Genomic DNA, 25,086 nt, shown 5'->3' with positions numbered 1-25,086 from the left:
GCTCCGATGCATTCCGGTACTTCGCTGTCGCCAAGAGCGCAAAGAAGCCGGTCAAATCAATCAAAATGGGATTCGCACGCTAATGGCAGACGTCACATACACCCGCCCGGAGTACGACGCGGCACAGTCCCGTTGGCGGCTGGTGCGCGACGTGTGCAAGGGCTCCGAGACGGTCAAGGGGCGCGGCGATGTTTACTTGCCCAGGCCCAACAAGCACGACACCAGCCCTGAGAACCTTGAACGGTACAAGTCGTACAAGCAGCGGGCCGTGTACTACAACGCTACCGGGCGCACGAAGCACAGTCTGGTGGGGGCCGTGTTCCGCACCTGGCCAACGCTGACGGTCCCCGGCGCACTGGATTACGTCGCCACGGACATCGACGGGCAGGGCGTGAGCGTTTATCAGCAGTCTCAGTCGGTCATCGGGCATCTGCTCGAGGTTGGTCGGCACGGCTTGCTGGTGGACTACGCCGCGGTGCAGACCGGTACAGTGAGCAAGGCGGACGAACAGGCGGGTCGCGCTCGCGCAAGCGTTGCGAGTTACCCGGCCGAGTCGATCAGGAACTGGAAAACCCGCAAGGTCGGTGGTCAGCACTTGCTGAGCTTGGTTGTTCTGCAAGAATCTGTAGATGTCGACACCGATGATGGCTTCGGCAGCGAAAAGGTGACGCGATACCGAGTGCTGCGCCTGGACGAGACCGGCGTTTACACCCAGGAGGTGTGGGAAGAGGGAACAAGCCAGACGGCTATGATTATCCCGCCATTCACCCCCCTGAATGGCGCGGGCCAGCCTTGGCGGATCATCCCGTTCCACTTCCTTGGTAGCGAAAACAACGACACCAGCATCGACGACGCGCCGCTGTATGACATGGCGGTGCTGAACATCGGTCACTACTGCAACAGTGCGGACTATGAGGACTCTGTCTGGTTCTCTGGTCAGCCGCAGTTCTGGATCTCCGGACTGGACGAAGCCTGGCGCGATCACCTTGAAGCCAACGGCATTTACGTCGGCTCCAGGGCACCGTTGACGCTTCCCGCCAATGGATCGTGCGGGTTTGCTCAGCCCGAGCCGAACACGCTCGTGAAAGAGGCCATGGACGCCAAGAAGCAGGACATGGTTTCCCTCGGCGCCCGCCTGATCGAGCGTGGTAGCGCAGTGAAGACCGCAACCCAGGCCGACAACGACAGCGCCGCCGAACACAGTGTTCTCTCCCTGGTGGTGAGCAACGTCAGCGAGGCGTACAGCCAGTGCCTGGTCTGGATGGCTGAGTTCGTGAACGCGCCCGGAGAGGTGGTCTACAAGCTCAACCAAGACTTCAGCCAGATCACTCTGGACGCGACGATCCTTGCAGCGCTGTTCAATGCGGTGCAGGGCGGCAAGCTACCGGAAGGCGACTTCTGGCAGTACCTGCGCGATCGAGGCGTCATCAACCCTGAGAAAACAGACGACGAAATCCGGGATGAGCTGGAGGCACAAAGCACTGGGCCAGCCCTGGACGACACCGAGGTAATTCCGAATGGCGGCAAACCAAGCAATCCTTGACGCCACCATCCGGCATGCGGTGTTCCTGGAGCAGTTGAAGTCTGGAGAGGTGGCGAAGTTCGCGCCGTTCCTCAAGGAGATCGACCGCTCGATTCGTGAGCGGCTGACGCGGACGGACCTGACGGACTACACCGTCGCCCGCCTGGAGCGGCTGCTGAGCGAGGTTGATAGCCTGCTGCTGGGCATCTTCGACCGGTACAGCGAGAAGCTGAACCTCGACCTGGTGGATATCGCCAACTACGAGGCCGAGTTCGAAGCGACCAGCTTGACCCGGGCGGCGCCGGTGGGCATCACCTTTGATGCGGCGGTGCCAGGTGCTGCTGCCATCAGGGCGGCAATCCTCACGAACCCGCTCAGCGTGCGCGGTGCCGACGGCGGGAAGCTACTCAAGTCGTTCATTGATGGGTTCACCGCTACCGAGCGGCAACGCCTCACAGGCGCGATCAGGCAAGGCTTCTTCGAAGGCCAGACGAACTTCCAGATCATCAAGAACATTCGCGGCACCAAGGCGCTCCAGTACAACGACGGCATCCTGGCCACGACCAACCGCAACGCCGGTGCCATCGTGCGGACGGCGGTGCAGCACGTCGCCACACAGGCGCGCATGGAGACGCTGAAGGAAAACAGCGACGTCGTGCAGTCGGTGGAGTGGGTCAGCACCCTGGATTCGAAGACAACCAGCCAATGCCGAACGCTTGATAAGCGCCGGTTCAAGCTGACTGAGGGACCAAGGCCGCCGATCCACATCAACTGCCGCTCTACGGTGGTGGCGGTGACGCGCTTCAGCGCCTTTTTCGCCAAGGACGCCACGCGGGCATCCATCGGCGACGGCGGTGCGCAGCAGGTGAGGGCAGACCTCACCTACTACGACTGGCTCAAGCAGCAGCCGGCAGCGTTCCAGGACAAGGCCATCGGCCCGGTCCGCGCCAAGCTATTCCGCGAAGGCGGCCTGAGCATCGAACGATTCTCCGAGCTTCAGCTTGATCGAAACTTTTCACCTCTGACCCTTGTGCAGATGAAGGCTCTTGAGCCTCTGGCGTTCGAGCGGGCGGGCATCAAATAACCTGGAGATCCACATGAACGACAAAGCAATCGAGCAAGAGATTCAAGCCAAGGGCCTGACTGCGCCGCGCATCACTCCGGCAGACCTGCAAGCCAATATCAAGGGGTGCCACTACTTCACTGCTCAAGACGGCGTGCATGGCAGCGACCCCCATTTGGCGCAATACACCGACAAGTCGCTGGATCTGCTGACCTTCTGCGTCCTGGTGTTGCGCAACGGCTTCACCGTCACCGGCGAGAGCGCATGCGCCAGCCCTGAGAACTTCGACGCGGAGGTTGGCCGCAAGATCGCCCGCCAGAACGCCGAGCAGAAAGTATGGCCGCTGATGGGCTACGCGCTCAAACAGCAACTGCACGAAGCCAAGTAACCGAACACCGAATCACCAGGCCGGCCATGAGCCGGCTTTTTCATGTCTGCGGGCAGGGCCTGCAAATCGTCTCTGGGAGACAAGCAAATGGGTTTGAAATATCAGCTGGACACTCTTGACGGTCTCGATGACTCCGTTAAATCGCTCTACACCGAGAAGGAAGGCAAGTTTGTCCTCGGTATTGAAGGCCTGCCGCAACCAGAAGATGTATCCGGCCTGAAGTCGAAGGTGGAAGAGCTGCTCGGCGAGAAGAAAGCCGCCGAGAAGGCTCGCAAGGATGCGGAAGAGCAGGCCCGACTGGAGCGTGAAGAGGCCGCTCGCAAGTCCGGCAACGTCGAAGAACTCGAAAAATCCTGGTCCGAAAAGTACAACCGCCGCGAAGCTGAGCTCAACGGCATGCTGGAACAGGAGCGTGGAACGCTGAGCACTCAGATCCGGGATCTGACCGTCGGCCGTACCGCTACTGACATCGCGTCTGCCCTGGCAATCCCAGGCAGCGCCAAAGCCCTGTTGCCGCATATCGAACGCCGTTTGAGCGTCGAGCAGCGCGACGGGAAGCCTGTTGTGGTCGTCCTCGACCAGCAGGGCAAGCTCTCCGCAGCAACGCTGGAAGAGCTGAAAGCAGAATTCGCAAACGACACGGCCTTCGCGCCGTTGATCGCGGGTAGCAAAGCATCTGGCGGCGGGGCTGCGGGTGCTGGAGGTGGCGGCGGGGCCGCAAAAGGAAAAATCGGCGGCACCAAAGAGGAACGGCAGGCCGCAATCGCGAGCCGGTTCCCGGATCTCCCACAATCGTAAGGAAATAACTCATGTCCCTGTCGCAAATGCAGGTTTTCAACGAATACATCATGCCGGCGACTCTCGAGACGCTGGATCAGTATCTCGCCGCTTTCAACGCCGCCAGCCGTGGTGCAATCGTGCTGTCTCCGGACGGTTTCACTGGCGACTTCCTCCAAGAGTCGTTCTTCCAGACCCTGGCGGCTGCCCAGCGCCGTGTGGATCGCTACAGCGCAAACGCTACTGTCGCTGCAACCGATCTGACCGAGCTGAAGAACACTTCGGTGAAGGTGGCCGGCGGCTTCGGTCCGATCCGCTACGAGCCGTCGCAGATGACCTGGCTGGAGCGTCCAACCGCGCAAGGCATCGAGGTCGCCAGCCGTGCGTTCGCTGAAATCCTGCTGAAGGACCAGCTGAACACCGCGATCGCTGCCCTGGTTGCTGCAATCACCGCCCAGGCCGCCGCGGTCAACGATGTGTCGGCTACCGCCGGCATCACCTACGCCGGCTTGAACAACGCTCACGCGAAGTTTGGCGACGCCAGCCAGAACCTGGTCACCCAGGTCATGCAGGGCACCAGCTACCACAAGTTGGTCGGGCAGAACCTGGCGAACCAGCAGCAATTGTTTCAGGCGGGCAACGTCCGGGTGGTGGACATCCTCGGCAAGATCTCCGTTGTGACGGATGCTCCGGCGCTGATGCAGGCCGGCACCCCGAACAAGGAAATCATCCTGTCCTTGGTGCAAGGCGCTGCGCTGGTCCACGACGGCCGCGACATCATCAGCAATGTCCAGACCACCAACGGCAAGGAGCGTATCGAAACCACGCTCCAGACCGACTACACCTTCGGCCTGGGTCTGAAGGGCTACACCTGGGACACCACCACCGGCGGCAAGTCGCCTACCGACGCCGAGTTGGCCACTGGGACGAACTGGGACAAGACCGCTACCAGCATCAAGCACACCGCCGGTGTGGCTCTGATCGGTGACGCCTCCAAGTAACCCTGACAGCTGAGTCGGGCCCAGTGCCCGGCTCGGCGAGGACACGATCATGAGCAACAAGAACATCTGGTATCTGCCTGGTCCATTCCACCAGTACCAGGAAGACGTGAAGGCGCTGGCCAAGGCGAATGGCCTGCGCATCGTCGACGCAAGCGTTACCGAAAGCCGCGAAGATGCTGCCGACGATGTGCCCGACGTGACGGTCAAGGAAGTGCCGACGGTACTGCTGATCGATGGCGGAAACTCCAGCATCAACATCGACGCCTTCCGTGCCGAACTCGAATCTGTCGGCCTGATCGTCGAGTCATTCGCTGATCAAGCGCTGGTGCGCCCCGAAGGTGATCTTGGCCCGATCGCTGATCGCCTGTTTCAGGTGTTCGAAGCGGTAAGCGCCGGCGCGGAAAGCCTCATTCGCGAGCGTGACGGTGAAGTCGAGAAGGTGAAAGCTCTGCAACTGCAGGTAGATGACCTTCTCCAGCAGGTCGGCAAAGCGGATCGGGAAGATGCCGACGCGAAGGAAGTCGCCGAACTGAAAGCCAGGCTCGACGAAGCGAAGGTGCCATACCGGGCCAACGCATCGAAAGAATCCTTGGAAAAGCTCGTCGCTGATCTGCCCAAGGCTTGATAATGCTGGCTGCCGGTGACCCGGTGGCCAATCTTCAAACCATTCCAGCGAGTTGACGCATGACACTCATCATCGAGGACGGCACCGGCAAGCCTGACGCCGAAAGCTACGCGAGCGCTGAGGACTTGGCCCTGTATGCCGCGAAATTCGGCACAGTCATCCCCGCAGGCGTTCCCGAGCAGGAAGCATTGCTGCGCCGGGCCGCCTTGGCGATGGATGGCAAGACCTGGAAAGGCCGCAAGATGAGCAGCGAGCAGGCCTTGTCCTGGCCGCGCCGGGAAGTGCTGCTGGATCAGGAGATCAAGCCGAACAATTACCTGCCGGCGCGCATCCAGTACGGGCAGATGGCCCTGGCCGCTGAGATTCATCAGGACGATATCGACCCGGTGGAGAAGCGCAAAGGAGCTGTGCTGCTGGATCGTGTTGAGGGGGCGGTGACGCGACAGTATGCGGCTATTCCGTCTACTAGTAACCGGCTGCTGCCAGCGGCGCCTGATCGTCCGAGCGCAACGCAGTTTGCCGACTACCTTCAAAAGCGTGGGCTGTTCGCAGTACGCGCATAGACACAGCGGAGACCACCATGGCCTTCTACGACGAAATGGCCGTGATGGCTCTGGAGATGATCACAGAGTTCGGCCAGCCCGTGACCATCATCAAGACGGAGCCGGGCGAGTACGACCCGGAGACGGGCGGGGAAGCTCCGGGGGCAACTGTCGAACAGATCGCCCAGGGCATTCTGCTCGACTTCACCGGCCAAGAATTCCAGAACAACAGCCTGATCAAACAGGGCGACAAGAAGCTCAAGATCGCCGCGCAGGGGTTGGCCTGGGCGCCGGGGCTGCTCGACAAAGTGGTCGCTCAGGGGCGTACCTGGTCAATCGTTCCTCCGCTGAAAGAGGTCAACCCCGCCGGCACGCCGATTCTGTATGAACTGCAGGTTCGGTCATGAGTCGGGCAGGCGCCGGTCAATCCGGCAGTTTCGCACTGAGCCTCGCCGAGTTCGCCGCCCAGACCAGCGAGGCCATCGACGCTAGTATGCGCGAAATCATCATCGAGGTCGGCAGCAGCCTGATTCGAATGTCTCCCGTGGGTAACCCGGAGATCTGGGCCGCAAACGTTGCTCATCGTGAGGCGAACACCCGGGCGGCCGACGACTATGACTTCAAGGTCGCGGTCCGCAATACGATCATCAACCTCAACGAGTCGAACTTCACCAAAGCCGGCAAATTGCGAAAGGGTGTGAAGTACGCCAAACCCCTGACAAAGACCGAGCGCGACCAGAACTTCAACGTGAACGGCCTGGTGGCAGGAAAGGACTACGTCGGCGGCCGGTTCCGTGCGAACTGGCACATATCGCTCGGCGTGGTCGAGAGCGTCACTTTCGACGAGGTAGACCCAAGTGGTGCTGAAACCACCGCTGCGCTGGTCGCCGCTATGAGCGATTTCACCGCCGGCCAGACGGCCTACATCATCAACAACTTGCCCTATGCGATCCCGCTGGAGTTCGGCCAATCCACCCAGGCCCCCGGCGGTATGGTCAGGGTAACCGTGGCTCGCTTTCAGCAGATCGTGCTGGAGGCCATCAGGAACAACCAGGTATGAGTCACGCAATCATCGCCTCGATCTACGAGGCCAAGCTCATCGCCTGGAACGCTGCCAGGTCGGAGAAGCTGAAGATCGTGTTCGAGAACACGGCCTACACGCCGGCGGCAGGCGAGACGTATCTGCGTGCTTTCGCAATTCCGGGCGATACCGCGAGCAACACGCTCGGCGGGGATCACCGGCTGTTCACCGGAGTATTCCAGGTGAGCATCATCGCACCGTCCGGTACCGGCAAGGCCAAGACGAATCCAATCGCAGCAGAACTGACAGATCTGTTCCCGCTATATGCCAGGGACACGAAGGGCGCGGTCACCGTGGTGACCATGTCGCCAGTTGACCCTGGGCCCGGCATCACAGGCGATTCAACTTATACCGTTCCAGTCTCGTTCCTGTACCGAGCCGACACCAACTGATCCCGCCCATTGGGCAAACCCAAAGACCCGCCATTGAGCGGGTTTTTTCACATCTGCAAAGAGGAAATACCCCATGGGCTACAAACTCCCGAACGGCGGCACCTTCCAGCACGCCGCAACCTACGCGACCGCACTGGCGTTCACTGCCATCAGCAACGCTGCCGAGGCGGTGGCCACCGTTGTAGGTGGCACCATCGCTGCCGGCGATATTGTTCTGTTGACGTCTGGCTGGAGCAAGCTGGATAGCAAGGTGGTGCGCGTGAAGGCAGCCACGGCCACGGCGATTACTCTAGAAGGCATCGACACTACCGACACGCAGGTCTATCCGGTTGCTGGTGGCGCAGGCACGATGCGCAAGGTGCTGACCTGGGTGCAGATCCCGCAAATCTCCGACGTGGCCTTCTCCGGTGGCGAACAGAACTACCTGGATGTGGTGTTCCTCGAGGATGACCAGGGCAAGCAGATCCCCACCGACAAATCCGCAGCAAGTATGGTGCTCACCATCGCCGACGATCCGGCCCAGGCGTTCAACGGGGTGCTGCTGAAGGCGGACGCCGGCAAGCAGATCGAAGCGGCGCGCCTGAACCTGCCCGGTAACGACACCCTGCTGTACGGCACTTACACGTCGTTCTCCAAACAGCCAGCGGTGTCCCGCAACAACCTGCTGACCCGTACCGTCAGCTTGGCGTTGCAGGCCGAGCCGACCCGCTACCTGACGGCGGCGGTGTAACCCATGGCTAAGATCCGTATTGCGCAAAAGGCTACGTTCAATGCGCCCGTGCTGATCCCGATCGTCGGCAGCGCGCCCGAGAAGGTCGAGTTCACTTTCAAGTACCGGGATCGCGCCGAGCTTGCCGCTCTGTTCGATGAGTGGAACGAGGCGCGGAACAAGGCGAGGGCCGCGCTGGGCGACAATCCTTCTTGGTCTGAAGTGGTTGCCGTGGATACCGAGCAGCAAGCCCAGCAGATCAAGGACCTGGTAGTCAGCTGGGGCTTCGATGACGAATACAGCGACGACAACATCGTCACATTCGTGAAGTCCTGCCAGGGTGCCGCCGAGGCGGTCGTTAAGGCCTATGAAGGCGCATACAGCCAGGCCCGCCTGGGAAACTGACCGACGCCGCCCGCGCGATGTATTCGCCAGATGTGCCGGACACGGTAATCGGCATGTTCGGCCTTGCTCCTGGCGACCTGGTTGAGGAAGTGGAGGTCTGGCCCTGCAACTGGCCAGCCTTCCTCCTGTTCAACCGCATGTCCACCCAGTGGCGAGCAGGCGCTGGCGGCGCGATCGGTCTCGACTACAGCAGCATCCGCGACGTGGCCGGTTTTCTCGGCATCAAGAAAAAGAAACTCGCTGAAATCTTCCATGACCTTCAGGTCCTGGAAGGCGAAGCCCTGCGCGTCATGGCGGAGGAAAGGGAAAACAGCCCGTAACCACGGGCACTTATTCAAGGTGAGTCGATGAACATTGCAGAACTCGGCGTCAAGATCGACTCGGCCGATGCAATCCAGGCGAAAACGAGCCTGGATGAAATGGCGAAGGCCGGCGGCCGGGCCGAGCAGTCTGCCGTTTCGCTGATGAACGAAATGCAGGCCCTGGAAAAGTCGCTGTCCACCAGCGCCAAAACCACCCAGGACCTGGCAAAGCAACGTGAGGCTCTCGCCAAGCTGACCAAGACCGGCGCCTATGGCGAGGCCGAGGCGGCCAAGATCTCGGCTCAACTCGATAAGCAGCAAGTGGCCCTGGCCAAGTCTGCAATGGATGAGCAGAAGGCGCTGAACAGTTTGCTGGGTGCGATTGATCCTGCCCGTGCAGCGCTGGCCAAGCTGGACACGCAGGTCGAGCAACTGGGCAAGCATCTCGACGAGGGTCGAATTAGCCAGGACCAGTACAACAGCGCCCTGGGTAAGATCGACAAGGACTACGCCAAACTCGAAAAGACCACCACCGGTTTCGACAAGCTGCGCCTCGGCACGCGCCAGGCACAGGAGAACGTCGTTCAGCTCGGCAACGCGCTGTCGTCTGGTGATTGGGGTAGCGGCGTTCGGGCGGTGGCTCAGTTGGGCGCCGGTGCGGGTGCCGGCGCTGCTGGACTTCTCGCCATTCTGGCACCTTTGGCGCTGGCCACCGCTGCCGTGGGTGGCCTGGCCTACGCCTACCACAAGGGCAGCGAAGAGCAGGATAGCTACAACAAGTCGCTGATCCTCACCGGCAACTACGCAGGATTAAGTGCTGGGCAGTTGGGTGATATGGCCCGCCAGGTCAGCGCCACCGTTGGCACAACCGGACAGGCCGCAGCTGTCCTGGCTCAGCTGGCAGACAAGGGCAAGATCGCGGGCGAAAGCTTCGCCAGCATCGCTCAAGCCGCCGTGTCGATGCAGGAAGCTACCGGCAAGGCCGTTAGCGAGACGGTATCCGAGTTCGTCAAGCTTGCCGACGACCCAGTTAAGGCTTCCGCTGCCCTGAACGAGCAGTACCACTACCTGACCGCCTCGGTGTTCTCGCAGATCGCCGCGCTGGAAGAGCAGCGCGACCATGCTGGTGCCGTAAAGCTTGCTACCGAGTCTTATGCCGACGCGATCAACGAGCGCACGCCAAAGATTCTGGAGAACCTGAGCTTCTGGGAGAAGGGCTATAACGCGGTCGCACGCGCTGCTGACAGCCTCAAGAACATCGGCCGCCCGGACATCGGCGCCGATATCGAACAGGCCCGCCGAGACTTGGCAAGCGCGCAGTCCGGCGACGTTGGCCTGTTTCAAAACAAGCAGGAGATGATTGATCTCTATCAAAATCGCTTGAACATGCTTGAGGACCAGAAGGCGGCACAGGCTGAAATTGCAAAGCTGGAAGGCGATCAGGCAAAGGCCCAACAGGCCGCCATCACCTCGATGCAGAAGGTTGACGCGCTCACCAAGTCCTCTTGGACAAATGAGCAGAAGCGGGCAGACGCCCTCAAGGACTATAAAAAGCAACTCGACGATATCCGCAAGGTAGCGCCGAACGATCCTCGCCTGGCCCAGGCAACGGTCGATAAAAACATCGCGAACATCAACGACAAATTCAAGGATCCGAAAGCCGCCGGTACGCAGGTCGATCTGACCAGCTTCAACAGCGCCAAGAACGACCTGGCGGCGATCACCGACACCTACAAGAACTATCAGAAGGAACTGGAGGCGGCACAGAAGGCCGGCCTGCTATCTGATGAAGACTACCTTCTGCGTCGTCAGGCCCTGATCGGCAACGAGCTTGATCAGGTCACGTCGGCCTACGAGGCCGAGATTGCAGCGCTTGAGGCCGCCAAGGGCAAGAAGTCCACGTCCGCTGCGCAAAGCATCCAGCTGGACCAGAAGATCGCCGACGCGCGCGCAGGGATGGTCAAGGCGCAGAAGGATGCCGACAGCCAGCTTGAGGTGTTGGCGACCAACGAGACCGGGCGACTCGCCAAGCAGGAACGGGCTATCAGCACTTACGTGCAGGCGCTGGGGCAGCAACAGCGGGCTTTGGAGTTGGCAGGCCAGCGCGCAGTGCTCGGCGTAGGGCAGGGCGATCGCCAAAACGCGCTCAGCGGCGAACTGAATATCCAACAAGACCGGTTTGCTCAGCAGTCGCTGGAGCTGGCCAACCAGAAGTCTGACCCGTCGCGCAACATGTCGGAGGAAGAGTTCAAGCGGAAGTCGCAGGCGCTTGCCGATGCGAACAAGGCCGCCACCGACCAGATCCGGCAGAACTATGCGGATGTGGAGAATGCCCAGGGCGATTGGACGAAGGGCGCAACGGCAGCCTGGGATAACTACCTGGATTCGGCGCGCAACATCGCCGGGCAAACCAAAAGCCTGTTCGGCAACGCCTTCAGTTCCATGGAGGATTCCATCGTCAACTTTGCCATGACCGGTAAGGCGTCGTTCTCGGACTTCGCCAAATCGATCCTGGCGGACATGGCGCGCATCGCGACCCGCCAAGCCAGCTCCGCATTGCTGGGCAGTCTCGTGGGCGCGGCAGCAAGCTACCTCGGAGGTAGTGCTGCTGGCGGCGGCAATGGACTGGCTGCCGGGTCTGCTGGCGCCACATCGTCAAACCTCGGCGCCTCTTCGGCCGGCTACTCCAACACCTACTTCCCGCAAGCCAAGGGCGGCGCGTGGTCGGGCGGTGTGCAGATGTTCGCCGACGGCGGTGCATTCACGAACTCCATCGTCAGCAAACCCACGGCGTTTGGCATGGCCAACGGCAAGACCGGCGTCATGGGTGAAGCTGGTGAGGAGGCAATCATGCCGCTGACCCGGACGTCGAGCGGCAAGCTTGGGGTTATGGCAATGGGCGGCGGCGGGGCTGGCGGAACGCAGATCAATGTCGAGGTACATATCGACGGCGACGGAAACGCATCGTCAACCGCTGACGCGCCTGGCTATGACCTCTTCGGCAAGGAGCTGGCGACGTTCGTTGAGCAGAAGTATCAGGAGCTGCGGAGTAGGGACATGCGCCAGGGTGGCGTGATCAACAACGCAATCAAGGGGCGATGATGGCTATCGAACGATTCACCTGGGCGACAGAGAAGGGCGCTGAGGGCGATGTTGCCCAGCGCGTCCGCTCCAAGCAGTTCGGCGATGGATACGAACAGTCGGTAGAGGACGGCCTCAACAACCGGTCGCAATCCTGGCCGGTGACCTTCACCGGTTTGAAGGGGCGCATCAAGGACATCATGGCGTTCCTCGACCGGCACAAAGGGGCGAAGGGCTTCCTCTGGGAGCCGCCCCTGGGCGAGCTTGGCCTCTACAAGTGCAACGGCTACAAGCCTGTGCACCGTGGCGGCCAGGTCTACGCCATCACCGCCACTTTCCAGCAAACCTTCCACCCCTGAGATAACCGCCCATGGCACTGATCACGGACATCCAGAAACTGGAGCCCGGCGGCGAGATTCGCCTGTTTGAAATTGACGGGACGGAATACGGCGCCGATTACCTGCGCTTCCACGGGCACGCCATCCCTCACACGCCAGAGGAATTGCTGGCCTATGAGGGCTCGGAAGAGGATCTACCCGCCAAGTCGATTATCTGGCAGGGCCAGGAGTACGCGGCCTGGCCGGTGCAGATTGAGGGTATCTCCTCGAGCAGCGACGGCACCGCCTCTCGGCCGACGTTCGCCGCGGGCAATGTGAATGGACGGGTTACAGCTTTGTGCCTGGCCTTCGAGGACATGCTCAAGTTCAAACTGACGGTTCGCGAAACCCTTGCCCAGTACCTGGATGCGGCAAACTTTCCTGAAGGCAACCCAACTGCCGATCCGACCCAGGAGGCGCTGGAGATCTGGTACATCGACCAGAAAACCAGCGAGGACGGTGAGGCGGTGGTCTGGGAGCTGTCTTCGCCAGGCGAGATCGACAACCACGGGCTGCCCGGTCGGCAGATGACGACTTTCTGCCACTGGGCCATGACGAATGGATATCGTGGTCCGGATTGCGGCTACACCGGCGCGGCCATGTTCGACGACGAGGACAATCCCACGGATGATCCAGCACTGGATCAGTGCAAGGGCTGCCTGTCGTCTTGCAAGAAACGTTTCGGCGAGAACAACGAACTGTCTTTCGGCGGATTCCCCGCCGTTTCCCTCATAGCCCGGAGCTGACCATGCGCAAGCACATCATTGCGGCCATCCAGGCGCACGCGGCGGCTCAGTACCCGAAAGAGTGCTGTGGTTTGTTGCTGGCCATCGGTCGCAAGCAGAAGTATTTCCCGTGCCGGAACATCGCCACAGAGCCAAGCGAAGAGTTCAGGCTTGATCCCGAGGACTACGCCGCGGCGGAAGACCTGGGCGAAGTGATCGGCATCGTTCACTCCCACCCGGACGCCACCAGCAGGCCGTCACCGCATGACCTGGCCATGTGCGAGGCCACGGCCTTGCCCTGGCATATCTTGAGTTGGCCCGAGGGCGACATGCGCACCATCACGCCAACGGGCAGCACTCCACTGCTCAGCCGGCCGTTCGTACATGGGGCCTGGGACTGCTGGCAGGTTTGCGCTGACTGGTATGCGCGCGAATGGGGTTTGGAGTTCGAAGCTTTCCAGCGCACCGATGGCTGGTGGGAAAGCGCGGAGAACGCGAGCCTGTACGAGCAGCACTACGAGGCGGCTGGCTTTGTCTGCGTCGACCGACCGCAGCGCGGTGACATGATCGTTATGCAGGTTGGCCGGACTGCTCACCCGAACCACGCTGGCATTTACCTTGGCACCGACCCGTCACTGCCTGGTGAGGATTCAGGCGTTTTCGGCCCTGGCCCTTTCCTGCTGCACCACCTATACGGCAGGCCGTCAGAGATAATTGTCTGCGGCGGCCCTTGGCATGACCGTACGCGTCTGATCCTCAGGCATAAGGACGCAAAACAACCGTGACACGGCGGGGGCACGCAAGTCATGCAGAATTGGCATTCCGTCCACGTTTGGTGGCTGAGCAGTACATCTGTTGAGTGATGGCAAATTGACCTTGCGCAACGACAACTGTAGATTCCTCGCGAAAGAGCGGCTCGCTCGTAGCGAGTGAGCAAGAACAATCATCGGATGAAGGGAATCAACTTGGCCAAATTTATGTGGTTCGTCACCATCGTAATGTCGTTTATAGGTGCGGTTGTGGGCTTTGGCGGGATGATGCTTGCGAAAAGCGCCCCGCAGGAAGCGGCCGCAGCTGCAATGGGGCTGACCTGTGCAGTGATTCCTTACTGCATTGCTCGGGCATTCACTGAGCTACGCTCGTTGTAAGGTCAGAAGCAGACTCATGAACCCCGGCCAAGCGCCGGGTTTTTTGCATCTGGCTTTCCCAGTGCTACAGTCCCGCCAAACCAACGAGGGAACGACATGCGGATTTTATTATCAGGTACAGCGATGGTGGCGCTTGTTTTGTCTTCAGGCGTTGCACTTGCTGCAAAACCATCCGATGAAACGCTCAGTTATTGCACTTCCGTTTCAGAGATGGCCGCTTCGATTATGAAAAATAGGCAGAATGAAGTTTCAATGGCCAAAATGATGAAAGCCTCTGCTGGAGACCCATCTGTCGACGCGCTTGGGGCAGAAGTCATCAAGGACGCTTACAGCACTTCGGCCTTCCGTACGGAGGAAAACCAAAAAAGGGCGGTAAGCGAATTTGAAAATAAATGGTTTTCTATATGCCTGAAGGCGAAAGACAAATGAGGGCTCTGGGCTCGGTACGCAAGCTTGTTTTGGCCTTCATTATTTGCTCGTCGGCGGCGATGCTCGCGGGGTGCATGGCGCCCACGATGAATGAGGCGCGCCAGAGCGGACCTTACAAGGTAATGAGCTCGAAAAAGGCCGACGCCGCGCTGGCAAAGTGCGTTCAGTACGAATGGCAGAACCAGCCGATCTTCGGCGGCGCGCCTGGCGCAACGCTTCAGCCGGGGCGTGACACCGGATATACGGTATTCACTGAGGGCTCTCAGTACTTCGTTGATATCCAGCCAAAGGGCACCGGCTCAGAGGCGAAGTATTACGTCGTTGTGGGTAATTGGATCGCAAATAAACGATTGACCGCGCTGCAAGGCTGCTTGTAGCGACACATCAAATTGTTCAAGGCTCGCTTCGGCGGGTCTTTTTTTTGCCTGGAGAAAATCACATGGCGGCACTTTCCATCAATTATCAGCCAATGACCACAATCCTGCTCTACGGCCAGCTTCGGCAGTTTGGGCGCTCATTCCGAATGGCTGTGAGGTCTCCCGCCGAAGCGGTGAAAGCTCTGTGCGTTCAAATTCCAGGCTTTGAGCGCTTCCTATCCAACGCAAAATCCAAAGGGATCGAGTTCGCCGTTTTTCGCGGCAAGACGAATCTGGCGGAAAAGGAACTTGGATTCACGGGGGAGGGTGACATCCGCATCGCTCCAGTCATCACCGGCAGCAAGCGAGGCGGGGCACTGCAGGCCATTATCGGCGCAGTATTGATCGTCGTCGGCCTCGTCATCACCGGCGGCACCTTTGGCGCAGGTGCGCCTTTTGGCTCGGCCCTGATCATGATGGGCGGGTCGATGGTGCTGGGCGGTGTGATTCAAATGCTCAGCCCACAGGCCGGCGGCCTTAAGACCAGCGCCGCACCAGAGAACACCCCCGGCTACGCCTTCGGCAGCGCCAAGAACACCACTGCATCTGGCAACCCGGTACCGCTCTGCTACGGCAAGCGGCGGGTGGGCGGCGCGATCATCAGCGCCGCGATCTACGCCGAAGACCAGATGTAGCTGTCATCCGCAAAACCGCAGCCGCCCAAGAGGCGGTTTTTTATTGCCTGGAGGAAAGCATGGGCGCAGCACGCAAGATCGATATCCACGGCGCCAAGGGTGGCGAAGAGAAACCAAAAACGCCAACGGAAGCCCCAGATAGTCTGCGCTCGGTCGCCATTGCCAAAATGCTTATCGCTGTAGGCGAGGGCGAGTTCGAAGGCACGCCAACTGCCAAGGACATCTATCTCGACAACACGCCACTGCAAGATCCCCAGGGCAACATGAACTTCCCGAACGTGAAGTGGGAGTGGCGCACCGGGGCCGTGGACCAGGCTTATATCCAGGGCATCCCCTCGATCGAGAACGAGACCACAATCAGCACCGAGCTGCGTAGCGGTACGCCATGGGTCCGAGCCATCAGCAATACCCAGCTTTCCGCTGTGCGCGTTCGTTTTGCGTGGCCTGCGCTTCAGTCCGTGGACTCTGGCGGAAACGTCAATGGCTACCGGATCGAATACAAGGTTGAGCTGGCGACCGATGGCGGTGCCTATCAGCAGGTGCTGAGCGAGGCTGTCGACGGCAAGACCACCAGCCTGTACGAGCGGACACGCCGTATTGATCTTCCAAAGGCGACCACCGGCTGGCTGATGCGCATCACGCGACTGACCACCAGCCAGAACAACAACAAGATCGCGGACACGATGCAGATTGCCGGCTTCACCGAGGTGATCGACGCCAAGATTCGCTACCCGAACACTGCGCTGCTCTACATCGAGTTCTCCGCCGAGCAGTTCCGCAGCATCCCGGCCGTCACGATCGAAACAAAACTGAAAAAGTTGCAGGTCCCGAGCAATTACGACCCGGTATCGCGCACCTACTCAGGCGTGTGGGACGGCACGTTTAAGCAGGCCTGGACCGATAACGCGGTCTGGATGACCTACGACATCACCACCGCCGACCGCTTCGGCCTCGGCCGCCGCATCAAGCCTTGGATGGTCGACAAATGGGAGCTGTACCGCATTTCGCAGTACTGCGACCAACTGGTGCCGGACGGGAAAGGTGGTCAGGAGCCGCGATTCATCTGCAATTTGAACCTTCAGGGCAAAGCCGACGCCTGGTCGCTGCTTCAGGACATATCGACGATTTATCGAGGCATGACCTACTGGGCCCAAGGCCAAGTGTTCACCCTGTCGGATATGCCCCGCGCTACCGATTTCGACTTCGCCTATACCCGGGCGAACGTCATCGACGGCAAGTTCACTTACTCAAGCGCGTCGGAGCGCACCCGTTACACCCGGGCGCTGATCAGCTACGACAACCCAGCAAATAACTATGACACTGACGTCACGGCCGTCACTGACCAGAAGTTGCAGCGGCGATATGGCGACAACCCTCTGGAGATCAGTGCAATCGGCTGCACCCGCGAATCCGAGGCCCAGCGCCGAGGGAAGTGGGCGCTGCTCACCAACTCTAAGGACCGTGCGGTCACCTTCAAGGTAGGCTTGGACGGGCGCATTCCACTGCCTGGCTACGTGATTCCGATTGCGGATGAACTGCTCGCTGGACGGCCTGTGGGCGGACGTATCTCCGCAGTGAGCGGCAAAGTCATCACCCTGGACCGCGACACCCATGCCAAGCCCGGTGACCGGCTGATCCTCAACCTGCCCGACGGCAAGTGCGAGGGGCGCACCGTTCAGATGGTCAGTGGCCGGCAGCTCACCGTGACCGTGGCTTATTCCGTGCCGCCGGAGCGTGAACTGGTGTGGGCGCTGGATGCTGACGACCTGGCTATCCCGCTTTATCGCGTGGTTAGCGTGGCGCGGCCGGAGCCTGGCGTGTTTGAAATCTCGGCTGTGCAGTACGACCCGAGCAAGTTCGATCACATCGACACCGGCGCGCGCCTTGAAGAGCGGCCAATCAGCGTTGTGCCTATCACCGTAGTTCCTGCCCCCGCGAGCGTCGACATCACGTCGAACTACTCCGTGGATCAGGGCCTGGCCATCAGCACAATGAACATCTCCTGGCCCGCCGTTGCTGGCGCGGTCGCGTATGACGTGGAGTGGCGCAAGGACAGCGGAAACTGGATCAAAGTGCAGCGCACCGGCTCCACCAGTGTCGATGTCACCGGAATTTACTCGGGCGCATACATCGCCCGCGTGCGTTCGGTGAGCTCCTTCGAGATATCTTCGATTTGGAAGAACTCAAACCTTACCAACTTGGAGGGGAAGGTCGGTCTGCCGCCGGCGGTGGCGTTCCTGACCACAACCAGCGAACTGTTCGGGATCAGCATCAAGTGGGGTTTCCCACCAGGTGCAGAAGACACCCAGCGTACCGAGGTCTGGTATGGCCCTGCGAACGACCTGGGCGCGTCGACCAAGCTGGCCGACCTGGCATACCCTCAGGCTGACTATCGCATGCAATCGCTGCTGGCTGGTGCAACCCTGTTCTTCTGGGCGCGCCTGGTGGATCGTACCGGCAACGTGGGACCGTTCTATCCGATCGGTAATGGCGTGATGGGTCAGGCCAGTTCTGATGCCGGGCCGATTCTTGAGCAGATCAAAGGGAAAGTTGACGAGAGCGCTATCAGCAAAGAGCTCAACGACCGAATCGACTTGATCGACGGTAGTGGCCCCGGATCCGTCAACGCGAGGATCGATCAGGCTGTTCAAGACTTCACCGATGCTCTGGCATACGACCCTGAGAAACCCTACGTTAAAGGCGATATGGTCCGCCAAGGACAGCGGATTTATCAGGCAGAGGGGCCGGTAGCTGTGGGGATCGCTCCTCCGGCAGCACCGTGGAAGGACATCGGTTCAACTCTCGAAGAGGCCAATGCACTTGCGGGCGAGGTTCACCAGAACACCCTGGATATCGCCGAGGTAGATGGCAAGCTGGTTGCAACATCTGAAAAGGTTGACGGGGTTTACGCTCAGGTCAATCCAACCTATGCAGGCGACACGACCACCAACGCCGGCGACAACACTGTCAGCGCGGGCGTGTGGTCCGTATGGTCTGCGATTGCCGAGGGTGATTATGCTCAAAGCAAGCGCACTGACTTGGTTGAAGCCTCGGTAAATGCCAACACCGCCGCGATATCAACCGAGACCACGGCGCGAGTCTCTGCTGACACTGCCCTGGCTCAGCAAATCACTACTCTTGGCTCGCAAGTTGGGGGCAACTCTACCGCTATACAAACGGAAACGGCGGCTCGGGTAGCGGCAGATGGGGTGCTTGGCCAGCAAATTACGACCGTAGAAACCAATCTCAATGGGGCCAATGCTTCGATTGCGCAAAACACTCAGGCCATCCAAACAATCGACGGCAAAGTCTCGTTAGGTTGGTCGGTGCGCCTGCAATACACCTCGGCTACAGGTGAATACAAATATGCCGGTGTGGGGCTCGGCCTAGAAAACGGCCCTGGCGGCTTACAGTCCAAGTTCATTATCGACGCGGACATGTTCGCCATTGGGCAGGGCGGCACAATTCCGTTTGCTGTAACGGGCGGTCAGACGTTCATTAAAGCCGCGTTTATCCAGGATGGCACGATCACCAATGCAAAAATCGGGGCTTACATTCAGTCTGATGACTACGTTGCGGGTTCGACTGGATGGCGACTGAGCAAGACCGGTGTTTTTGAAATCAACGGATCTGTTCCAGGGCAAGGACGGATGACCATGACCAACAGATCTTTGCGCGTATACGACGCAGCTGGACAAAAAAGGGTACAGCTAGGAGACCTATCGGAATGAGTTTCGGTATGCGGATATGGGGGGCTGACGGAGCCCTCCAGCTGGATGAAACATCCTTTACTGTCAGGGTTATTTATTCGGCGCTCGTACCAAAAACAGCTGGGCGCTTTGTTGATATACCCATATCCGGGGTTACGCCAAGTAAGGATTCTTGCGTGTGTATCCCTGTGGTCCCTTACCTAACTACTGGGCAGCAGGTAAGTGCAATAGCTTTCACTCCGTACGTCTACGAGGGATATGTAAGGGTTTTTTTCGGAAGCCCAGCAGCAACTACGGGGCCGACCGGAACAACTACCCAGAGACTCATAGTCATGAGGTATAGGTAATGACGTACGGCCTTACATTCACAAACAACGACAACGTAGTAACGCTTGACTCTGAATTCGCAAGACTTGTAATTCTTGATAGCGGCACATGGGGCGGAAGCGGCGGGATAGGGATTGCATTTTCAAGTGTAATTACAACCGATGAGCCCCCTTTAGTTTTTGTCAGGCCAGATCAAGATGACTACTTTGCATTCTGCCTGGTGCAAGGCGAGCCAGGGAACTGGCACGCTTTTAGGTTCAACACCCTGAAGGGAAGTCATTCCAGCGGGAAGTGGTTTATCGCTGCATTCAAGTCCTCGCCAATTGCTGATTACGGTCTAAGGCTATGGGATGCGACCTCCAAGATTATTTTTGATAGCGGGACGCCTTGCGCGCAATTCACGCGCACCATATCCGCTTGGAGCTACCTCGGGGCAGAGCAAACACAGCCAGGAGTTTACAGATATAGCTGGTCCGCTTTTTCACCGATAAACACTGGCGACTACATGCTTTTAAACAATATCGCCATGGACATGGCGGGCACTGTATCAAGACAGGGCGTAGTCCAAGCGGTCTGGGATTACGGCGGGAATAGGCTAGTGATTCAAGCTACGGGAGTAGACCTGCCGACCGCGCAGTACATCTCGGTAGTCTTTGCGAAGCCAACTTCTTAAATTAGATCAAGAGAACCCACTCATGGCCAGACAGGCAATTAACCTCGGCGCATTGCCGAACGGTGCAGGGGGCGATACTACGCGCTCTGCGAACATAAAAATTAACGATATGACGCAAGAGCTTTACGTTGCGCTTGGTGCTGACGGCAGCGGCGCCCTTCCTGGAGCTCTCCCATTATCGAAGGGCGGCACGGGGGCTAACAGTCTTGCAGGGGCCAAAGCTGCACTTGGTATTTCTGATCCCATTGTGTGGGGTAGTAATGCCAACGGTACGTTCGTCAAGTTTCCCGATGGCACGATGTTTTGTACTGGGACAAGGATGTCTGTTTTTGTTGTTGCAAATGTCAGGGCGGATTTTTACCCAACCTTTCCGGCTGATTTTATCCAGACTCCGACGCTTGTGCCGACGCTTGAGTATCCATCTGTTTCTGACGGTAATGGCACTACTGTTAAGCGGTTCACCGGGACGGCCATAGGCGGTACTCAAGCCTTATTGCAGATTACTTCCGGAGAAAACAACACTTACATGGTCGGGTACATCGCAATGGGAAGGTGGAAGTAATGATTATTAAACTGTCTCCATACTCTCCGATTGATCCATCTGCAACGCTTGAAATCAAAAAGCGCAGCGACGTACTCACAATCAACGGTGAGCGTTACGACTTCAGGCCCCTTCCGGAAGGGGCTACGCTTCCGATGGAGGCTATCTCCGGGACGTGGATCTCTCAACCTGTTCGCCGCGTAGATGGTGAGCTGATTATCACCATTCGTTTTCCGGTTGGGCCCGAGGCAACGGCAGCGGCGCTGTACCCGGCCGACATCATCAATCCGCCTGATGGCAATGTGAGGCTTCCCCAGTGAGCAATATCGATTACAGCATGATGAAGACGGCCGAGCAGCTGCAGCAAGAGCGTGAGCGCGAGGCGCTGGAGGCTGCCCTGGCTTCGCGTCGGGCGGCGTACCTCTCCGAGTCGGATCCGCTGCGCCTGGAAGCTGACTACGATGCCTTGAGCCAGGGGCTGGAGTCCGACTACACCGAGTGGCTGGCATCCGTAGCGGCGATCAAGCAACGCTTCCCGCTGCCAGCCGCCGCCGAGACCGTGAGCGCCTGAGCTTTAGCTGTACACCGCCACCCGCCATCGAGCGGGTTTATTTTTGCCTGGAGAAAAGCATGACCACTTCCGAAAAAGACCGGGACATCCTGGCGCGCACGCTCTGGGGTGAAGCCCGTGGCGAGGGTCTGGCCGGTCAGGTCGCCGTGGCCTGGACCATCCGCAACCGCGTGTTCGACGGTAAGGCCAAGTCCTGGTGGGGGGAGGGCTACGCCGGCGTGTGCCTGAAGCCATGGCAGTTCAGCTGCTGGAACCAGAACGACCCGAACTACGCCTACCTCAGCGGCGCGAAGCCGATCCCGGCCGCGCAGTTCTCACAGGCACAGCGTGCTGCTGACCAGGTGATGGCTGGCGCGGTACCGGATCCAACCGGCGGCGCAACGCACTACTACGCAACCACGATGCCCAAGGCCCCGGCCTGGGCGGCGAAGGCCAAGCAGACACTGCGCCTCGGACAGCACGTCTTTTTCAAGGGTGTGCGGTGATGACGCCCGTGCAGAAGCTGGCCGGGTTGGTGGCGCTGATCCTGGTGCTGATGGCCAGCGCCGCCGGCGTCACCTGGCTGGTTCAGGAGTGGCGCTACGGAAAACAACTGGCAGAGATCGGCAAAGCCCAGGCGATCGCTCTAACCGAGGCTGGCAACACAGCCCGCCACGAAGAACAGCGCCGCCAATCGGCAGTGAATAAGGAAGCGAGTGATGCGCGAGAACAGAACAAGGCGGCAGCTGTGGATGCTGGTGCTGCTGATGCTGCTGGCGAGCGGCTGCACGTTGAAGCCGGCAAATTCGCCGCCGCTGTCTGCGGCGATCCCGGAGCTGCCGAGCGAGGCGCGTCAGCCACCCGCGCCGCAATGGTGCTCTCCGAATTGTTCCAGCGGGCTGACAAGAGAGCGGGAGATCTGGCAGCAGCGTATGACCGAGCCCGAATAGCTGGGCTGGCTTGCGAGCGAAGTTACGAAAGTCTCAGGGTTCGAGGCGGATGAAACAGCCTCGCATGGCGGGCCCAGGGTTGTCTCGCTTCGGAGCAAGACCTGCCTAAGCAAAAATTATCTTCCTAACACTCGGCGAAAAAATGAACATTGGGCGGCGCAGCTTTGACTAAATTGAAAGAGCCTAGGTACAGCAACCTAACGCATAAAAATAAATCATCGGATGGAGATGCGTGATGATTTCTTTCCTCGAGTTGAGACACATTTTAGAAACATCCTTTTTGCCAGCTTGTTGTATTTGTGACGTAGACGTCAATCAAACGTTGACAGTTCGACTGATCAATCCTACGACGCATCAGGTCGAGTTGACGGTAACCGGTATTGACGCTCAGAGCCTAACATCGAGCCGAGCGATAGCGAGGCTGGTTATGGAAGTCAAAGAGGAGGCAAGATTGCTATCGACTCTACCTGTACAGCGATACCAGCGGAAAATTACGTGAGGGGTAGGGTGATCTACTCCTAGCCAAACTTTCTCGAAACATCAAGCCGGGAATTCCGTCTCGACAGCACCATCTCCTGAAGAATTTCTCGGACTAGCCTATTGATACCTGCCTCCCCGTGGTACTGAGTCCGATCGATGTTCACCGCTGTGAACTGATCTCCCTCCGGGCCTGTTGCGTTTATCGAAAGCATGCGATCAGTACTTAAAATGCAAGTAATCACGCAGTTTGGCAGGCGAATGGAAAGGGCAGTTTCAATTTCCATCTTGCTAAGGGTGTCCACGGGGCCGTTCCTTCAATTCAAAGTCTTGAGTTTTGAGTTTTGAGTTTTGAAGCGTAGCTGCTCTACCGGGATTGTAAATAGTGGCAAAACGGTCATTGATTTAGCGCTAGTAACAGGAGCCCGGCGCTGGGCCGGGCTTGTTTGCAGGGGCTGCTAGGGCGGCGGAACGTTAGGCCGCGAGATTGGAAGCGCTCAAGCTCTTTTTCAGCGTCGCCTTCAACTCCAGCATCTGCTCGCCGAGCTGATCGAGCTTACTCTTGCCAAGAAGTTTCTTCGCCTTTGGAAACATTTCGGTTTCCTCTTCCTCGATGTGATGCTCAAGGAGCTCCTTTACGACCTTCACACGGCCGGCAAACTCGGGCGTGGTTGGATCCGTCGCTTTCAGATCGGGAAGCACCAGGGAATCGACTGTTCGATGCTCTTCCTTGGCCTCGTAGTACATCTCGGCCTCATCCTTGCCGCCAGCTGCTTTGAAGGCGGGATAGAGGATCTGTTCCTCCAGCTGCGTATGGATAGAAATCTCCATCTCCAGCTTGTCTAACAGGTCAGTACGCTTCTTTACTGCGCGTTCTGTGGATTCGCTAAGCTGGGTAAGAATGGCTTTTACTTTTTCGTGGTCGGCTTTGAGAAGGTCTATGGCGTTCATTTGCTACCTCACTATCACGGTTATTTTTTGCCGGTCTCTGTCGGCAATGTCCGTAAGGGTGTCGCATTTGCCATGCCAAATTCAGAAAATTCCCAAGCTCATATAAGTCAGTAAGATACGCTCTGTGGTGGCGTTTAGCAGTCATGCAGACTGCCCGAACAAGCATAGAGCGTGATGCATAACGCCACGGCTTCATGTGGGAAAATTTTTAGAGATTGATGGATATAGAATTGCGTCTGGTCAGGCCAGTGCCTATTCGGGCTTGCTTCGATTTACTTTTCCCGACCTCACCTCATGCGCGTACCCCACCAGTTTGTCTTCAGCAGCCTGATAGCTCGCCGCTATTGTCAGCAACACCTTCGCCTCATCTTCCTGATCGGCCTCAGACAGTCGCACTGCAGCCTGCATCAAGTCAACGCCTGACCACTTTAGCAGGGCCGCAGCCTCTTTCAGGTCTCGGTGAAGTTGCTGGTTGGGCTTGGTGAAGGGCATATGGCTGCTTCCCTGGCAGAAAATTCATCTAGTTAATAGGCCTCGAATATGGACGGAACTGAGAAACATACTCCCGCCCAGCACCCGCTCAACGAATTATCGCCATCAACTATGCCGGCGATCAAGGATTGATCGTGCTGCGGGCGTGCCAGGCGTATGTCAGGGCTGTGGCCTCCTCAATACTTTCAACTCCAGCAGCAGCCGCTGATTCTCCCTGAAGAGATGGTCGCGTTGATCGGTCACCAGGTCGACACTTCGAAAGCTTCTCTTGTCAGTCTGGTCATTGCCCATCGCCGCTATGCGCTCAAGGGCGTCCCTCAGCGCCGTCTCTGCCGACGCTTTTCCGGTGGCGAGCAGGTCATTCATCTGGACCAGTCCCGCAACGTTCGCCCGCGCCTTGCTCAGCAGGCGATAGGCGGTTGTGAGTTCGTCCTCGAGTAGCGCGCACTGGTGCTTGTACATTTCCAGGGGCGTAGGGCACCCAAGCCACGTCGAGGTGTCTTCGTCGATATTCATTGTGGGGTGATCCAAATGCTGTATGTGCATACAGTAATCGAGGTTTGCGGGTTGTGCGATGTGAGGCGACGAGCTGTAGGGGATTTTGGTTTGGTGTTCGGTCGGCAGGACGCCGGGGGAGGGGATTAATCTTGTACCACTTTTTGTACCAATGACCGTGTTTGCCAGGGTAAATCCGGGTGTTTCTGAGGGAGCAAACCCCCGGATTCATTGGCTTTTACTACTTACCACTACCCATTGAAAATCGCTGTGTAATTCTGTTCCAGGGACATGAAACTACC

General features: G+C 58.8%; 33 protein-coding genes. 30 read left to right on the top strand and 3 right to left on the bottom strand.

Going from position 1 to position 25,086, the window contains the following annotated elements; translation table 11 throughout:
• Positions 1 to 82 precede the first annotated feature (82 nt).
• The 30 genes from PSFL_RS28115 to PSFL_RS27970 all read left to right on the top strand — a co-directional run bounded on the left by PSFL_RS28115 (position 83) and on the right by PSFL_RS27970 (position 22,868).
• Positions 83 to 1,543, top strand: a complete 1,461-nt coding sequence (locus PSFL_RS28115; protein ID WP_397470724.1) for a DUF4055 domain-containing protein — start codon at positions 83 to 85, stop codon at positions 1,541 to 1,543.
• Positions 1,518 to 2,606 (top strand): minor capsid protein, encoded by a 1,089-nt coding sequence (locus PSFL_RS28110; RefSeq protein ID WP_397470721.1) that lies wholly within the window; start codon positions 1,518 to 1,520, stop codon positions 2,604 to 2,606. The genes PSFL_RS28115 and PSFL_RS28110 overlap by 26 nt, the downstream gene beginning before the upstream one ends.
• A gap of 13 nt (positions 2,607 to 2,619) precedes the next feature.
• On the top strand, positions 2,620 to 2,973 hold the full coding sequence (locus PSFL_RS28105) for a Gp49 family protein (protein ID WP_146386629.1): 354 nt from the start codon (positions 2,620 to 2,622) through the stop codon (positions 2,971 to 2,973).
• A gap of 87 nt (positions 2,974 to 3,060) precedes the next feature.
• Positions 3,061 to 3,771 (top strand): hypothetical protein, encoded by a 711-nt coding sequence (locus PSFL_RS28100; RefSeq protein ID WP_010567903.1) that lies wholly within the window; start codon positions 3,061 to 3,063, stop codon positions 3,769 to 3,771.
• Positions 3,772 to 3,782: 11 nt separating this feature from the next.
• Positions 3,783 to 4,751, top strand: a complete 969-nt coding sequence (locus tag PSFL_RS28095; protein WP_078825126.1) for a major capsid protein — start codon at positions 3,783 to 3,785, stop codon at positions 4,749 to 4,751.
• Positions 4,752 to 4,800: 49 nt separating this feature from the next.
• Positions 4,801 to 5,376 carry a hypothetical protein gene (locus PSFL_RS28090; protein ID WP_397470720.1) on the top strand — a complete coding sequence of 192 codons (576 nt, stop codon included), beginning with the start codon at positions 4,801 to 4,803 and terminating at the stop codon, positions 5,374 to 5,376.
• Positions 5,377 to 5,435: 59 nt separating this feature from the next.
• Positions 5,436 to 5,939 (top strand): DnaT-like ssDNA-binding protein, encoded by a 504-nt coding sequence (locus PSFL_RS28085; protein ID WP_397470719.1) that lies wholly within the window; start codon positions 5,436 to 5,438, stop codon positions 5,937 to 5,939.
• A 17-nt stretch (positions 5,940 to 5,956) separates the two neighbouring features.
• Positions 5,957 to 6,325 carry a hypothetical protein gene (locus PSFL_RS28080; protein ID WP_397470718.1) on the top strand — a complete coding sequence of 123 codons (369 nt, stop codon included), beginning with the start codon at positions 5,957 to 5,959 and terminating at the stop codon, positions 6,323 to 6,325.
• Positions 6,322 to 6,978 (top strand): hypothetical protein, encoded by a 657-nt coding sequence (locus tag PSFL_RS28075; protein ID WP_397470717.1) that lies wholly within the window; start codon positions 6,322 to 6,324, stop codon positions 6,976 to 6,978. The genes PSFL_RS28080 and PSFL_RS28075 overlap by 4 nt, the downstream gene beginning before the upstream one ends.
• Entirely contained in the window at positions 6,975 to 7,391 is a 417-nt protein-coding gene (locus PSFL_RS28070; protein WP_397470716.1) for a phage tail terminator-like protein, read from the top strand. The genes PSFL_RS28075 and PSFL_RS28070 overlap by 4 nt, the downstream gene beginning before the upstream one ends.
• Before the next feature lie 73 nt (positions 7,392 to 7,464).
• A complete protein-coding gene (locus tag PSFL_RS28065; protein WP_078825120.1) occupies positions 7,465 to 8,121 on the top strand; it encodes a phage tail protein in 657 nt (218 codons plus the stop codon).
• Positions 8,122 to 8,124: 3 nt separating this feature from the next.
• Positions 8,125 to 8,505 carry a phage tail assembly chaperone gene (locus tag PSFL_RS28060; protein WP_397470715.1) on the top strand — a complete coding sequence of 127 codons (381 nt, stop codon included), beginning with the start codon at positions 8,125 to 8,127 and terminating at the stop codon, positions 8,503 to 8,505.
• Between the two features lie 17 nt (positions 8,506 to 8,522).
• Entirely contained in the window at positions 8,523 to 8,825 is a 303-nt protein-coding gene (locus tag PSFL_RS28055) for a DUF1799 domain-containing protein (protein ID WP_397470714.1), read from the top strand.
• A 27-nt stretch (positions 8,826 to 8,852) separates the two neighbouring features.
• Positions 8,853 to 11,909, top strand: coding sequence for a phage tail tape measure protein (locus tag PSFL_RS28050; RefSeq protein ID WP_397470713.1), 3,057 nt, complete (start codon positions 8,853 to 8,855; stop codon positions 11,907 to 11,909).
• Positions 11,909 to 12,247 carry a phage tail protein gene (locus PSFL_RS28045; RefSeq protein ID WP_397470712.1) on the top strand — a complete coding sequence of 113 codons (339 nt, stop codon included), beginning with the start codon at positions 11,909 to 11,911 and terminating at the stop codon, positions 12,245 to 12,247. Before PSFL_RS28050 ends, PSFL_RS28045 begins: the two co-directional genes overlap by 1 nt.
• A gap of 11 nt (positions 12,248 to 12,258) precedes the next feature.
• Positions 12,259 to 13,011 carry a phage minor tail protein L gene (locus PSFL_RS28040; RefSeq protein WP_397470711.1) on the top strand — a complete coding sequence of 251 codons (753 nt, stop codon included), beginning with the start codon at positions 12,259 to 12,261 and terminating at the stop codon, positions 13,009 to 13,011.
• Positions 13,012 to 13,013: 2 nt separating this feature from the next.
• Positions 13,014 to 13,775: a C40 family peptidase gene (locus PSFL_RS28035; protein WP_397470710.1), complete on the top strand. Its 762-nt coding sequence runs from the start codon at positions 13,014 to 13,016 to the stop codon at positions 13,773 to 13,775.
• A 165-nt stretch (positions 13,776 to 13,940) separates the two neighbouring features.
• Positions 13,941 to 14,138, top strand: a complete 198-nt coding sequence (locus tag PSFL_RS28030) for a hypothetical protein (RefSeq protein WP_169906054.1) — start codon at positions 13,941 to 13,943, stop codon at positions 14,136 to 14,138.
• A gap of 96 nt (positions 14,139 to 14,234) precedes the next feature.
• Positions 14,235 to 14,567: a hypothetical protein gene (locus tag PSFL_RS28025; RefSeq protein WP_397470709.1), complete on the top strand. Its 333-nt coding sequence runs from the start codon at positions 14,235 to 14,237 to the stop codon at positions 14,565 to 14,567.
• Positions 14,543 to 14,944, top strand: a complete 402-nt coding sequence (locus PSFL_RS28020; protein WP_248135838.1) for a hypothetical protein — start codon at positions 14,543 to 14,545, stop codon at positions 14,942 to 14,944. The genes PSFL_RS28025 and PSFL_RS28020 overlap by 25 nt, the downstream gene beginning before the upstream one ends.
• 62 nt (positions 14,945 to 15,006) lie before the next feature.
• Positions 15,007 to 15,618, top strand: a complete 612-nt coding sequence (locus tag PSFL_RS28015) for a tail assembly protein (protein ID WP_397470708.1) — start codon at positions 15,007 to 15,009, stop codon at positions 15,616 to 15,618.
• 59 nt (positions 15,619 to 15,677) lie between these two features.
• Entirely contained in the window at positions 15,678 to 19,349 is a 3,672-nt protein-coding gene (locus PSFL_RS28010; protein ID WP_397470707.1) for a phage tail protein, read from the top strand.
• Positions 19,350 to 19,357: 8 nt separating this feature from the next.
• Positions 19,358 to 19,675: a hypothetical protein gene (locus tag PSFL_RS28005; RefSeq protein ID WP_346342844.1), complete on the top strand. Its 318-nt coding sequence runs from the start codon at positions 19,358 to 19,360 to the stop codon at positions 19,673 to 19,675.
• Entirely contained in the window at positions 19,675 to 20,328 is a 654-nt protein-coding gene (locus tag PSFL_RS28000) for a hypothetical protein (RefSeq protein ID WP_170045048.1), read from the top strand. Before PSFL_RS28005 ends, PSFL_RS28000 begins: the two co-directional genes overlap by 1 nt.
• Positions 20,329 to 20,350: 22 nt before the next feature.
• A complete protein-coding gene (locus PSFL_RS27995; protein WP_397470706.1) occupies positions 20,351 to 20,890 on the top strand; it encodes a hypothetical protein in 540 nt (179 codons plus the stop codon).
• Entirely contained in the window at positions 20,890 to 21,189 is a 300-nt protein-coding gene (locus PSFL_RS27990) for a hypothetical protein (protein WP_170042754.1), read from the top strand. The genes PSFL_RS27995 and PSFL_RS27990 overlap by 1 nt, the downstream gene beginning before the upstream one ends.
• A complete protein-coding gene (locus PSFL_RS27985; protein ID WP_397470705.1) occupies positions 21,186 to 21,440 on the top strand; it encodes a hypothetical protein in 255 nt (84 codons plus the stop codon). The genes PSFL_RS27990 and PSFL_RS27985 overlap by 4 nt, the downstream gene beginning before the upstream one ends.
• Positions 21,441 to 21,499: 59 nt before the next feature.
• On the top strand, positions 21,500 to 21,925 hold the full coding sequence (locus PSFL_RS27980) for a cell wall hydrolase (RefSeq protein ID WP_397470704.1): 426 nt from the start codon (positions 21,500 to 21,502) through the stop codon (positions 21,923 to 21,925).
• Positions 21,925 to 22,422, top strand: coding sequence for a DUF2514 family protein (locus tag PSFL_RS27975; protein WP_397470703.1), 498 nt, complete (start codon positions 21,925 to 21,927; stop codon positions 22,420 to 22,422). The genes PSFL_RS27980 and PSFL_RS27975 overlap by 1 nt, the downstream gene beginning before the upstream one ends.
• A 182-nt stretch (positions 22,423 to 22,604) precedes the next feature.
• Positions 22,605 to 22,868, top strand: coding sequence for a DUF1652 domain-containing protein (locus PSFL_RS27970; RefSeq protein ID WP_397470702.1), 264 nt, complete (start codon positions 22,605 to 22,607; stop codon positions 22,866 to 22,868).
• 452 nt (positions 22,869 to 23,320) lie between these two features.
• Here the strand turns inward: PSFL_RS27970 and PSFL_RS27965 are convergent, their stop codons facing one another.
• The 3 genes from PSFL_RS27965 to PSFL_RS27955 all read right to left on the bottom strand — a co-directional run bounded on the left by PSFL_RS27965 (position 23,321) and on the right by PSFL_RS27955 (position 24,805).
• Positions 23,321 to 23,797 (bottom strand): hemerythrin domain-containing protein, encoded by a 477-nt coding sequence (locus PSFL_RS27965; RefSeq protein ID WP_397470701.1) that lies wholly within the window; start codon positions 23,795 to 23,797, stop codon positions 23,321 to 23,323.
• Between the two features lie 252 nt (positions 23,798 to 24,049).
• Positions 24,050 to 24,289 (bottom strand): hypothetical protein, encoded by a 240-nt coding sequence (locus tag PSFL_RS27960; protein WP_397470700.1) that lies wholly within the window; start codon positions 24,287 to 24,289, stop codon positions 24,050 to 24,052.
• A gap of 159 nt (positions 24,290 to 24,448) precedes the next feature.
• Positions 24,449 to 24,805 carry a hypothetical protein gene (locus PSFL_RS27955; protein WP_397470699.1) on the bottom strand — a complete coding sequence of 119 codons (357 nt, stop codon included), beginning with the start codon at positions 24,803 to 24,805 and terminating at the stop codon, positions 24,449 to 24,451.
• Positions 24,806 to 25,086 lie beyond the last annotated feature (281 nt).

Source organism: Pseudomonas sp. DD1 (genome assembly GCF_044510355.1).
Classification (GTDB): domain Bacteria; phylum Pseudomonadota; class Gammaproteobacteria; order Pseudomonadales; family Pseudomonadaceae; genus Aquipseudomonas; species Aquipseudomonas shahriarae.
Note: the sequence above shows the minus strand (reverse complement) of the source record. Positions and strands in the feature narration are given on the sequence as shown.

Coding starts and splice junctions, on each gene's coding strand:
- PSFL_RS28115 (WP_397470724.1), top strand. CDS start 83: ATGGCAGACGTCACATACACCCGCCCGGAGTACGACGCGGCACAGTCC.
- PSFL_RS28110 (WP_397470721.1), top strand. CDS start 1,518: ATGGCGGCAAACCAAGCAATCCTTGACGCCACCATCCGGCATGCGGTG.
- PSFL_RS28105 (WP_146386629.1), top strand. CDS start 2,620: ATGAACGACAAAGCAATCGAGCAAGAGATTCAAGCCAAGGGCCTGACT.
- PSFL_RS28100 (WP_010567903.1), top strand. CDS start 3,061: ATGGGTTTGAAATATCAGCTGGACACTCTTGACGGTCTCGATGACTCC.
- PSFL_RS28095 (WP_078825126.1), top strand. CDS start 3,783: ATGTCCCTGTCGCAAATGCAGGTTTTCAACGAATACATCATGCCGGCG.
- PSFL_RS28090 (WP_397470720.1), top strand. CDS start 4,801: ATGAGCAACAAGAACATCTGGTATCTGCCTGGTCCATTCCACCAGTAC.
- PSFL_RS28085 (WP_397470719.1), top strand. CDS start 5,436: ATGACACTCATCATCGAGGACGGCACCGGCAAGCCTGACGCCGAAAGC.
- PSFL_RS28080 (WP_397470718.1), top strand. CDS start 5,957: ATGGCCTTCTACGACGAAATGGCCGTGATGGCTCTGGAGATGATCACA.
- PSFL_RS28075 (WP_397470717.1), top strand. CDS start 6,322: ATGAGTCGGGCAGGCGCCGGTCAATCCGGCAGTTTCGCACTGAGCCTC.
- PSFL_RS28070 (WP_397470716.1), top strand. CDS start 6,975: ATGAGTCACGCAATCATCGCCTCGATCTACGAGGCCAAGCTCATCGCC.
- PSFL_RS28065 (WP_078825120.1), top strand. CDS start 7,465: ATGGGCTACAAACTCCCGAACGGCGGCACCTTCCAGCACGCCGCAACC.
- PSFL_RS28060 (WP_397470715.1), top strand. CDS start 8,125: ATGGCTAAGATCCGTATTGCGCAAAAGGCTACGTTCAATGCGCCCGTG.
- PSFL_RS28055 (WP_397470714.1), top strand. CDS start 8,523: ATGTATTCGCCAGATGTGCCGGACACGGTAATCGGCATGTTCGGCCTT.
- PSFL_RS28050 (WP_397470713.1), top strand. CDS start 8,853: ATGAACATTGCAGAACTCGGCGTCAAGATCGACTCGGCCGATGCAATC.
- PSFL_RS28045 (WP_397470712.1), top strand. CDS start 11,909: ATGGCTATCGAACGATTCACCTGGGCGACAGAGAAGGGCGCTGAGGGC.
- PSFL_RS28040 (WP_397470711.1), top strand. CDS start 12,259: ATGGCACTGATCACGGACATCCAGAAACTGGAGCCCGGCGGCGAGATT.
- PSFL_RS28035 (WP_397470710.1), top strand. CDS start 13,014: ATGCGCAAGCACATCATTGCGGCCATCCAGGCGCACGCGGCGGCTCAG.
- PSFL_RS28030 (WP_169906054.1), top strand. CDS start 13,941: ATGAAGGGAATCAACTTGGCCAAATTTATGTGGTTCGTCACCATCGTA.
- PSFL_RS28025 (WP_397470709.1), top strand. CDS start 14,235: ATGCGGATTTTATTATCAGGTACAGCGATGGTGGCGCTTGTTTTGTCT.
- PSFL_RS28020 (WP_248135838.1), top strand. CDS start 14,543: ATGCCTGAAGGCGAAAGACAAATGAGGGCTCTGGGCTCGGTACGCAAG.
- PSFL_RS28015 (WP_397470708.1), top strand. CDS start 15,007: ATGGCGGCACTTTCCATCAATTATCAGCCAATGACCACAATCCTGCTC.
- PSFL_RS28010 (WP_397470707.1), top strand. CDS start 15,678: ATGGGCGCAGCACGCAAGATCGATATCCACGGCGCCAAGGGTGGCGAA.
- PSFL_RS28005 (WP_346342844.1), top strand. CDS start 19,358: ATGCGGATATGGGGGGCTGACGGAGCCCTCCAGCTGGATGAAACATCC.
- PSFL_RS28000 (WP_170045048.1), top strand. CDS start 19,675: ATGACGTACGGCCTTACATTCACAAACAACGACAACGTAGTAACGCTT.
- PSFL_RS27995 (WP_397470706.1), top strand. CDS start 20,351: ATGGCCAGACAGGCAATTAACCTCGGCGCATTGCCGAACGGTGCAGGG.
- PSFL_RS27990 (WP_170042754.1), top strand. CDS start 20,890: ATGATTATTAAACTGTCTCCATACTCTCCGATTGATCCATCTGCAACG.
- PSFL_RS27980 (WP_397470704.1), top strand. CDS start 21,500: ATGACCACTTCCGAAAAAGACCGGGACATCCTGGCGCGCACGCTCTGG.
- PSFL_RS27975 (WP_397470703.1), top strand. CDS start 21,925: ATGACGCCCGTGCAGAAGCTGGCCGGGTTGGTGGCGCTGATCCTGGTG.
- PSFL_RS27970 (WP_397470702.1), top strand. CDS start 22,605: ATGATTTCTTTCCTCGAGTTGAGACACATTTTAGAAACATCCTTTTTG.
- PSFL_RS27965 (WP_397470701.1), bottom strand. CDS start 23,797: ATGAACGCCATAGACCTTCTCAAAGCCGACCACGAAAAAGTAAAAGCC.
- PSFL_RS27960 (WP_397470700.1), bottom strand. CDS start 24,289: ATGCCCTTCACCAAGCCCAACCAGCAACTTCACCGAGACCTGAAAGAG.
- PSFL_RS27955 (WP_397470699.1), bottom strand. CDS start 24,805: ATGAATATCGACGAAGACACCTCGACGTGGCTTGGGTGCCCTACGCCC.